Below are 8,521 nucleotides of genomic sequence, written 5' to 3'. Positions count from 1 at the left end.
GACCGGCCCGGCCGGACCCGCGCGACGCGGCAGGACGGTGGGAGGGGTGACGGCGCCGTCGGGCGCCGGGAGGTCAGGCGGCGAGGGCGCGCAGCCGGTCCAGGTCGAGGTGGTCGACGCGGTCGGCCGCCGAGGCGAAGTCCGACGAGGCGGTGTTCTCGTTGGGGAAGGCGACGCAGGGAATCCCGGCAGCGACGGCCGCCTGCACCCCGCCGACGTTGTCCTCGACGGCGACGCACTGCGCGGCCTCGAGCCCCAGCGCGTCGAGCGCGACCCGGTACGCGGCGGGGTCGGGCTTGGTGGCCTCGACCCGCGAGGAGTCGACGACCACGTCGAGCTCGCCGGTCCCGATCTCGCCCTTCACCGCGTCGAGCAGCGCCGCCACGTTCTCCTTCGAGGTCGACGTGACGAGCCCGACGCGCAGCCCCTGCTCGTGCGCGGCCCTGATCGTCTCGGCGACGCCGGGCCGGGGCTGCTGCGCGGAGGAGCCGAGCAGCTCCTGGAAGATCTGCGACTTGGTCGCGTGCACCGCGTCCGCGTCGACGGACTCGTCGACGGACCGCGCGTACTCGGCGATGCGGTCGCGGCCGCCGTTGCTCTCGAGCATGGCGACGTACCGGTCGCGGTCCCACTCCCAGTCGAGGCCGTGGCGGGCGAACGCCTCGTTGAAGGCCCGGCGCTGGAGCTCGGACGTGTCGACGACGGTGCTGATGGAGCCGAGCAGGACCGCGGACGGAGACATCGAGGGGTACCTCCGGTGAGGGATGGCCGCCGACCCCGTCCGGGGCGCGGCAGCCCCCGGGTATCCGCGATCCGGCCCCCTAACCGCTACAGCTCCGCGCGGCGCGACGCGATCGTCCGGGCGATGTCCCGGATCTTGATGTTCAGGTCCTGCGAGGCCCGCCGGAGGATGTCGAAGGCCTGGTCGGCGTCGGCGCCCCGACGCTCCATGAGGATCCCCTTGGCCTGGCCGATCACGTCGCGGGACTGCAGCGCCTCGGTCAGCTGCGCCGAGCGCAGCTTCTCGGCCTCCACACCGCGGGCCGCGTGCAACGCGACGGCGGCGTACGACGCGAGGATGAGCATGGCGTCCTGGTCGACGTCGGCCAGCCCCGCGGGGTCGCGGAAGTAGTAGTTCAGGGCGCCGAGCCGCGGCGGGTCGCCCCCGGGGAACATGCCGGTCGAGCACACCGCGGTCAGCCCGAGGTCCACGACCCGGGGGCCGAAGCGCGGGTAGCGGTCGTCGTGGGCGAGGTCGGTGCTCGCGGTGAAGCCGCTGCTCGAGGAGGCGGTCGCCTCCACGCAGGGGCCCTCGCCGGTGTCGTACTGGATCCCGTCGGCGCGCGTCGCCAGGGGATCGGTCTCGACGGGGGTGTGGAAGGTGCCGTCGGACTCGCGCAGGGTGACCGACACCATGGCCGCCGACGGCACGATCGCCGCGGCGCGGCGCACCACGCGCTCGAGGACGCCCACCACCCCGGTCTCCGGGGGCACCGAGAACAGGTCGAGGCTCAGCCCGACGAACTCCGCGGCCAGCGGCCCGAGGTCGGGCTGCGCGTGCACGGACACCGACCCGGCCCGGTCGCCGTTCCCGCCCCGTCCGCGCCCGGTCTCGTGCTCCACGAAGCGGGTGCGGGCCTCGTGCCACTCGTCCTCGGTCGCCATGACCGGAGCGGTACCCAGCCCACGACGCCCTTCACGCGTGCGCGGCCACGTCCCGGGGTGTGGCGGTGGGCATCGCAGGTGTGGCCGGGCGCAGTGGGCGGGTAGTCGGACCCCACCATCGGCGTGCGGTCCCGGGACTGCGCCCGGTGCAGGTCCTCGTCGGTGCAGACCGGGCGCCGGGAGGGCCGAACCCCGGGTGTCGACTCCCCACACGGCCCGGCGGTCCCGAGGAGGAGAGCGATGAGCGCGTCCACCACCCACCCAGGCGTGGAGGCGGCCCTGCAGGAGCGGCAGCCCTCCGCCGACGGCGCTGCGCCGCCGACCGCGTGAACACGCCGCAACCCACGCACCCCGACGCCGTCGAGCAGGCCTCCCGCTCCGGTCGGGCCCCGCTGCGCCTCGCGGCGCGGTGGGTCATCGGGATGGGCGTCATGGCCTGGAGCTACCTGCGTGAGCCGGTGCCGATCCGGCGGGCGGAGGTCCTGGGCGGCGACGACGACCTCCCGCCGGAGGTCCCCGCGGACCTGATCGACGACTCGTCGCAGCCCGCGGAGTCCGGCCACGGCCCGCTCTACCACCGCCACTTCCGGGTCACCGTCGACGACGCCCGGGTCGACGCCCGCGGGCTGATGAGGACGGTGTCCGGCGACCTGACGCGCCTGCTGCCCGGCGAGGTCGCGGCGGTCTCGCCGCGGACCGAGTCCCGGACGCTCCCCGGACCGGGCGACGAGTTCGTCGTGCGGATGCCCGGCCCGTGGGACGGTCCGGTGCGCGTCGTGCTGCGGGACGACACGCGGCTGCGGCTGGCCACGCTGACCGGCCACCTCGAGGCGGGCCAGATCGAGTTCCGGGCCTCGGACGAGGACGGCGGGCTCTGCTTCGAGATCGAGACGTGGGCCCGTCCGGGCACGTCGCTGGTCCGTGTGCTCTACGCCGACCTGCGCGTGGCCAAGGAGATGCAGCTCTACATGTGGGTGCGGGCCTGCGAGGCGGCGGCCGAGCTCGCCGGCGGGCGGGTCCACGACGGCGTCGACGTCCTGACCCGGCGCGTCGAGTCCGACCCGCGCGGCGGTCGCGGCCGGCCCTGGCCGCCCCCTCGCCACTGAGGGCGGATCGCGACGCGTTTCGCGGCGGGGGCCGCGGGAAGCCCTGGCGGGCTCCCGCGACGAAGGAGGACCTCCCGCCGTCATGACCGACACCGCCGGACCGCTCTCGGGCCGCACCGTGGGATTCCTCTGCGCGACGGAGGGCACGGAGCAGGTCGAACTGACGCAGCCCTGGCAGGCCGTCGAGGAGGCCGGCGGCACCCCGGTGCTCATCTCCGAGGCGCCGGGGGAGATCCAGGCCTTCCACCACCTCGACAAGGGCGACCGCTTCGACGTGGACGCCGTCGTGAGCCAGGTGCGGACCGACGACTACGACGCGTTCGTGCTGCCCGGCGGCGTGGCCAACCCCGACCTGTTGCGCACCGTCCCGGACGTGGTGCGCCTGGTCGGCGAGGCCTTCGCGGCCGGCACGCCGGTCGCCGCGATCTGCCACGCGCCGTGGCTGCTCATCGAGGCCGACGTGGTGCGGGGCCGGCGGCTGACGTCGTTCCCGAGCCTCGCGACCGACCTGCGCAACGCGGGCGCCCAGTGGGTCGACGAGGAGGTGGTGGTCGACCACGGGCTGGTCACCAGCCGGACCCCCGACGACCTCCCTGCGTTCTGCCGGGCGCTCGTCGAGCAGTTCGCCCGGCCGGGACAGGACGTCGAGCTCCACGCCGAGGTGCACTGACCACTCATCCGGGGCGCTCGCCGGACGCCGCCCGGAGCAGGCGTTCCAGCTCCGCGGCGGCCGGGCGGGTGCCGTGCGCGAGGTGCTGGAGGAAGTAGCCGTCGACGGCGGTGACCCAGGCCCGGGCCGCGTCGGGGTCGGTGGTGTGACGGCTGGCGAGCTCGGCGAGCAGGTCGGTCCACCGCGCGATCGCGGGGCGCAGGCCGGGCTGGCGGGCGGCGAGCAGGTAGAGCTCGTAGCCGGCCGCCACCCGGCCGGGGTCGGCCTCGAAGTAGTCGACGAGCGCCGCGGCGAACCAGGCGAGGTCACCGCCGCCGTCCTCGGGGCGCGGCACCGCGGCCGCCAGCTGCTCGGTGCCCGAGCGCAGCGCGGCCGCGAGCAGGTCGTCGATCGAGGCGAAGTGGTGGGAGACCGCGCTGCGGCCCAGGCCCGCCGCGGCGGCGACCGAGGCGTGGGTGACGGCCGCGGCGCCGTCGCGGGCCACCACCTGCAGAGCCGCCTCGACCAGCGTGGCCCGCCGTCGCCGCCCGCGCCGCCGCCGGCCGTCGGGCTCGGCGCCGTCGGGATCCACCGCAGTCACCCCCCGCCGTAGATCAGCAGGACGCCGGCGAGGACCAGGACGAGCCCGGCGACGTGGGCGCGGTCGAGCCGGTCGTGGAACACCAGCGACCCGGCCGCGGCCGCCGTCGCGATCCCGCAGCCGCTCCAGATCCCGTAGCCCACCGCGAGCGGCACCCCGAGGGCCAGCGCGCGCGACATCAGGGCCACCGAGACCGCCATGGCGGCGAACGCGACCAGCACCCACGCCGGCCGGCTCAGGCCGCGGGAGGCCCGCGTGGCGGGCAGGCACAGGCCCTGGGCCAGCACGGCGCCCGTCAGGAACAGCGTCGCGATCACGGCCGGGTCCGGCCGGGACGCTGCAGCACCAGGGCCCCGACGAGGACCAGGACGAGCCCGCAGGCCTGCAGCGCGCTCAGCGGTTCGCCGAGGACCGCGCCGAGCAGCGTGGCCGCCGCGAGCCCGCAGCCGATGAGGATCCCGTAGGCCACGCCGAGGGTGAGCTCGTGGGCCAGGGCCCGGGAGAACAGCACGATCGACACGCAGTAGCCCGCGACCACCCCGAGGCTCGGCAGGACGTCGGTGAAGCCCCGCGACTCGCGCAGCAGGAACGTGCCGCCGACCTCGCAACCGATCGCGGCGGCCAGCAGGGCGACGCCGCGCCATCTTTCGGGACGCATGTCCCATGAGTAGCACGCGCCTCGCCGTCGGGGGAGCCGTCAGGCCACCGCGAGCGACGCCTCCGAGGTCGGCGCGAGGCGCTCGAGCAGGACGAGGTCGTCGGCGAGCCAGCCCAGCCAGCCCCAGGCGTCGACGAGCCGCAGTGCGCGCACCGCGTGCTCGGCGCGGTCGGGCAGGTCGGCCACCGCGAGCAGGCCGGCGTGCACGAAGCCGGGCGGCGGACCCGGGACGGGGTGCGGGTCGTCCCCCTCGCGGCAGAGCACGACGGCCCACCGGTGGTAGCGGTCGGCGACGACCTCGACGTCGTGGCGCAATCGGGCCGTGAGGTCGGGCCAGGGCACCGCCTCGTCGGGTCCCGGCGGCTCGGCCAGCGCGCTGCGGGCGCCGCGGCTCACCCGGTGCACGACGCCGAGCACCGCGAGCCAGTCGAGGTCGTGGTCGTGCCCGGTGTGGCGCTCCGACCGGAACTGCGTGTACGTCGCCTCGTAGCGGACGAGCCCGACCGACATCACCGACAACCGCCGCGTGACCTCGGCGACCGGGGCGACCCCGGCCAGCCAGTCGGTGGTGCCGTCGACGAGGTCGGCGGCGGCGTCGAGACAGCGGGCCGCAGCGCGGCGGACCTCGCCGTGCCCGCCGGCCGGCCACACCGCGGCGCCGACGACGAGCCCGATGACGGCGCCGAGCAGCACGTCGAGGACGCGCTCCGGCCCGAGCTGCCACGTCGGCGGCGCGAGCTGGGAGAACAGCACCGCGACGACGAGGGTGAAGCAGGCCTGCGAGGCCACCACGCCCGCCAGCCGTCCCGACAGCACGGCGACCACGACGACGACCGGCAGCAGCGCCGCGGTCGCGACGGGGTACGGGCCGGCCAGCAGGACGACGACGATCGCGAGCGCGCCGCCGATCGTCGTCCCCAGCATCGCCGGGGGCAGCGCCGCCCGCGTCGTGCCCGCGGACGTCCGCATGAGCGTCAGGGTGGCCAGCAGGACCCAGAAGCCGTGCGCGACGTCGAGCTCGCCGGCGACGAGGCGCGCGAGCGCGAGGCCCACGCCCAGGCGCAGCGCGTTCTGCAGGTGGACCGAGCGCAGCGAGAGGTGGCAGCGCAGCCGCCGCCACCACAGCACCGGCAGCGGCTGCCCGGCGTAGGAGAAGGGACCCTCGGCCGGGTCCTCCCCCGGGACCGTCGGCGCCGGGACGGGTTGGTCGGGCCGGCGCACGGCGTGGGTCGCCAGCACGACGATGCGCTGCTCCTCCGCGATCTGGGCCACCGCCACCACCGTCTCGGCCCGTCGCACCGTCTGCTCCCCGGGCCCGAGGGTCCGCAGGGCGCGCAGCCGGCGCGCGGTGAACCCGGCGCGGGCGGCGTCCAGCCCGTCGAGACCGGGCGGGGTGTGGTGGCCGGCCAGCGCGTCCGCGGTCTCGGCCAGCGACGCGGCGACCGCGGCGAGCAGCGCCGTCGGGTCCGGGTCGTGCACGGAGCCGCCGGGACCCGCCGGGCCGGCCAGGACCGCGGGTGCCAGGTCCTCCAGCGCCTCGACCCGGCCGTGCAGGGCGCGCAGCGCGGCGGCCAGGTGAGTCAGGCCGCGGTCGACGGTGCCGGGCCCGGTCGGGCGCTCGCCCACCGGGACGTTGCCCAGGCGCAGCCGGTCGGCCGCCCACGTCGCGGTGCGGCGGGCCCGGTCGCACTCCTCGCCGCCGGCGGGCAGGGCCTCGAGCAGGGCGCCGATCGCGCGAGCGGCCGACGCGGCCCGCGCGGCGAACGGGCGCGGCGTCGCGGGCGGCCACAGGAACCGGTCGGCCAGGGCGAGCAGCCCGGTCCCGACGACGAGCCCGGCGAGGCGTTCGGGCAGCTGGTCCGGGGCGAACGGCGGGAACGACGGCAGGATGTAGAGCAGGTGCAGGCCCACGACGACACCGGCGGCACGCGGCCCGCCCAGCGCGAGCAGGGCCACCGCTACGCCGGCCACGAGCACCCCGACCGTCGCCGCCCAGGTGTCCACCGCGAGCAGCGTGCCGATGCTGACCAGGACGAGCCCGGCCAGGCAGCAGCACAGGATCGTGCGGGTGCGCTGGGCGGGGGTGCCGCGGACCTCGGAGAACACGCCGAAGCCGAGCACCCCGAAGGCCGCGTAGACCGCCATCGTCGGCGAGCCCACCCCGTAGCGGCACGCGAGGAAGCCGACCGAGGCCGCGATCGCGATCCGCGGGGCCCGTCGCGTCGCCGCCAACCCGGGGTCGCGTCGCAGCAGCCACCGCAGGAGACGCCGCACCGGGCCATCGTGCTCCGTCGCGCGCGCCCGCCGGAAGACCTCGGTGGCGCTGGTCGACCCCGCGCTCAGCCCGGCCGGGGCGGGTGGTGGCCCAGGCCCCGCGCGACCGCTAGCGCCGTCGAGCGCACGACCGGCGTGTAGGCCTGCGGGCGGGCCGTGCCCGCCGGGACCACCACCGACACCGCGGCGAGGGTCTGCCCGAGGCCGTCGCGCACCGGCGCCGCGACCGACGACACCGGCGCGGGCGAGGACCGCTCGAAGACGGCGACCGAGGCGCGGCGCACGTCGGGGAGCCGGCGGCGCAGCCGCTCCGCCGCCGGCGCGTCGAGCCCGCCCAGCACCCGGGACCGCACCGGCTCCGGCGCCCCGGCGAGCAGCACCAGCCCGACGCCGGTGTCGTGCAGCGGCATCCGCCCGCCCACGCGGTAGTCGATCTCGACGGCGCCCCGGGAGGAGAGCCGTTCGACGAGCAGTGCCTCGTCGCCCTCGCGGACCGCGAGCAGGACGTGCTGACCGGAGACCTCGTGGAGGTCCTCGAGGTAGGGCAGGGCCACCTCGCGCAGGCCGTGACTGCGCGGCGCGAGCGAGGCGATCTCGAAGAGCCGCAGCCCGACGACGTAGCGCCCCTCCGCGTCCTTCTCCAGGGCGCCCCACGCCAGCAGGTGACCGGCCAGCCGGAAGGCGGACGACATCGGGAACGCCGTCCGGCGGCTCAGGTCGGCGAGGCTCCGCGCGCGGTGGTCGGCGTCGAAGGCGGCGAGCAGCGCGAGCGCCCGCACCACGACGGGCTCGCCCTCGGCGGGCCGCTTCCCCCGACGCCCCGGCGCGTCCATCGCCCGAGCCTATGCCGGTGGATGGAAGACCCGGGCCACGGAGGCGGTGCCGGTCGCACCAAGGTCGGCTCCGGACCACCGCCGATCCGACCCCCGGAGGGGACCCATGACCGCTGAGTTCGTCCGGCCCGTGACGGACGCCGATCCCGCCCTGCCGGGCCGGCCGGTGCCCTACGTGCTGGCCGCGGGCGAGGGCGAGCGGGCCCACCTGTTCGACCAGCTCTTCACGGTGCTGCTCTCCGGGGACGAGACCGAGGGCCAGTTCGGGGTGTTCACGATGGAGGCCCCGCGCGGCGAGGCCATCCCGGTGCACTCGCACGCGGACGTCCACGAGATCTTCTACGTGCTCGACGGCCTGGTGCGCGTCGTCGTCGAGGACGGCGAGGGCGGCCGCGTGGACCAGGTGCTCACGACGGGCGACTTCGGCTACGTCCCGGCCGGGCACCGCCACACGTTCCGCGTCGAGTCCCACCGGGCGCGCACCCTCGGGGTGAACACCGGCGGCTTCGAGCGGTTCTTCGCCGCGGCGGGCGAGCGCACCGCCTCGCGCATGCCGCCCGCCACGCCGGTCGTGCCCCCGCCCGAGCAGCTCGGCGACGCCGCCCGCCGCTACCGCAACGAGTTCCACGTCGATGCCCACCTCATCGACTGACCCGCGGCGGGCCGACGGTCTGCTCTCGTGGCGGGCGGTGGAGTACGCCGTCGTGCCCGGCTTCCGGCCGCTGCTGCTCGACG

The 8,521-nt window shown here is 76.6% G+C and carries 10 protein-coding genes; 3 read left to right on the top strand and 7 right to left on the bottom strand.

The window, feature by feature from the left end:
• Window positions 1-73 precede the first annotated feature (73 nt).
• A complete protein-coding gene (locus tag AC0CYZ_RS20365; protein ID WP_472218635.1) occupies window positions 74-742 on the bottom strand; it encodes an HAD family hydrolase in 669 nt (222 codons plus the stop codon).
• A gap of 86 nt (window positions 743-828) precedes the next feature.
• Window positions 829-1,665 (bottom strand): GAF and ANTAR domain-containing protein, encoded by an 837-nt coding sequence (locus tag AC0CYZ_RS20360; RefSeq protein WP_472218633.1) that lies wholly within the window; start codon window positions 1,663-1,665, stop codon window positions 829-831.
• A gap of 326 nt (window positions 1,666-1,991) precedes the next feature.
• Here AC0CYZ_RS20360 and AC0CYZ_RS20355 point away from each other — a divergent pair, with 326 nt between their 5' ends.
• On the top strand, window positions 1,992-2,771 hold the full coding sequence (locus AC0CYZ_RS20355; protein WP_472218631.1) for a DUF1990 family protein: 780 nt from the start codon (window positions 1,992-1,994) through the stop codon (window positions 2,769-2,771).
• Window positions 2,772-2,853: 82 nt separating this feature from the next.
• Window positions 2,854-3,441: a type 1 glutamine amidotransferase domain-containing protein gene (locus AC0CYZ_RS20350; protein WP_472218629.1), complete on the top strand. Its 588-nt coding sequence runs from the start codon at window positions 2,854-2,856 to the stop codon at window positions 3,439-3,441.
• Window positions 3,442-3,445: 4 nt separating this feature from the next.
• Here the strand turns inward: AC0CYZ_RS20350 and AC0CYZ_RS20345 are convergent, their stop codons facing one another.
• From AC0CYZ_RS20345 to AC0CYZ_RS20325, 5 genes are all read right to left on the bottom strand, one after another.
• On the bottom strand, window positions 3,446-4,012 hold the full coding sequence (locus tag AC0CYZ_RS20345; protein WP_472218627.1) for a TetR/AcrR family transcriptional regulator: 567 nt from the start codon (window positions 4,010-4,012) through the stop codon (window positions 3,446-3,448).
• Window positions 4,013-4,017: 5 nt separating this feature from the next.
• Window positions 4,018-4,338, bottom strand: a complete 321-nt coding sequence (locus AC0CYZ_RS20340) for a DMT family transporter (protein ID WP_472218625.1) — start codon at window positions 4,336-4,338, stop codon at window positions 4,018-4,020.
• A complete protein-coding gene (locus tag AC0CYZ_RS20335; RefSeq protein ID WP_472218624.1) occupies window positions 4,335-4,679 on the bottom strand; it encodes a DMT family transporter in 345 nt (114 codons plus the stop codon). Before AC0CYZ_RS20335 ends, AC0CYZ_RS20340 begins: the two co-directional genes overlap by 4 nt.
• Before the next feature lie 39 nt (window positions 4,680-4,718).
• Window positions 4,719-6,953, bottom strand: coding sequence for an FUSC family protein (locus tag AC0CYZ_RS20330; protein ID WP_472218622.1), 2,235 nt, complete (start codon window positions 6,951-6,953; stop codon window positions 4,719-4,721).
• Window positions 6,954-7,018: 65 nt separating this feature from the next.
• Window positions 7,019-7,786 (bottom strand): IclR family transcriptional regulator, encoded by a 768-nt coding sequence (locus tag AC0CYZ_RS20325; RefSeq protein WP_472218620.1) that lies wholly within the window; start codon window positions 7,784-7,786, stop codon window positions 7,019-7,021.
• A gap of 106 nt (window positions 7,787-7,892) precedes the next feature.
• Here AC0CYZ_RS20325 and AC0CYZ_RS20320 point away from each other — a divergent pair, with 106 nt between their 5' ends.
• Window positions 7,893-8,438 carry a quercetin 2,3-dioxygenase gene (locus tag AC0CYZ_RS20320; protein ID WP_472218618.1) on the top strand — a complete coding sequence of 182 codons (546 nt, stop codon included), beginning with the start codon at window positions 7,893-7,895 and terminating at the stop codon, window positions 8,436-8,438.
• Window positions 8,439-8,521 lie beyond the last annotated feature (83 nt).

The sequence above is a fragment of the Actinomycetospora sp. genome (assembly GCF_055612215.1).
This window is presented reverse-complemented; position numbering and strand designations above follow the sequence as displayed.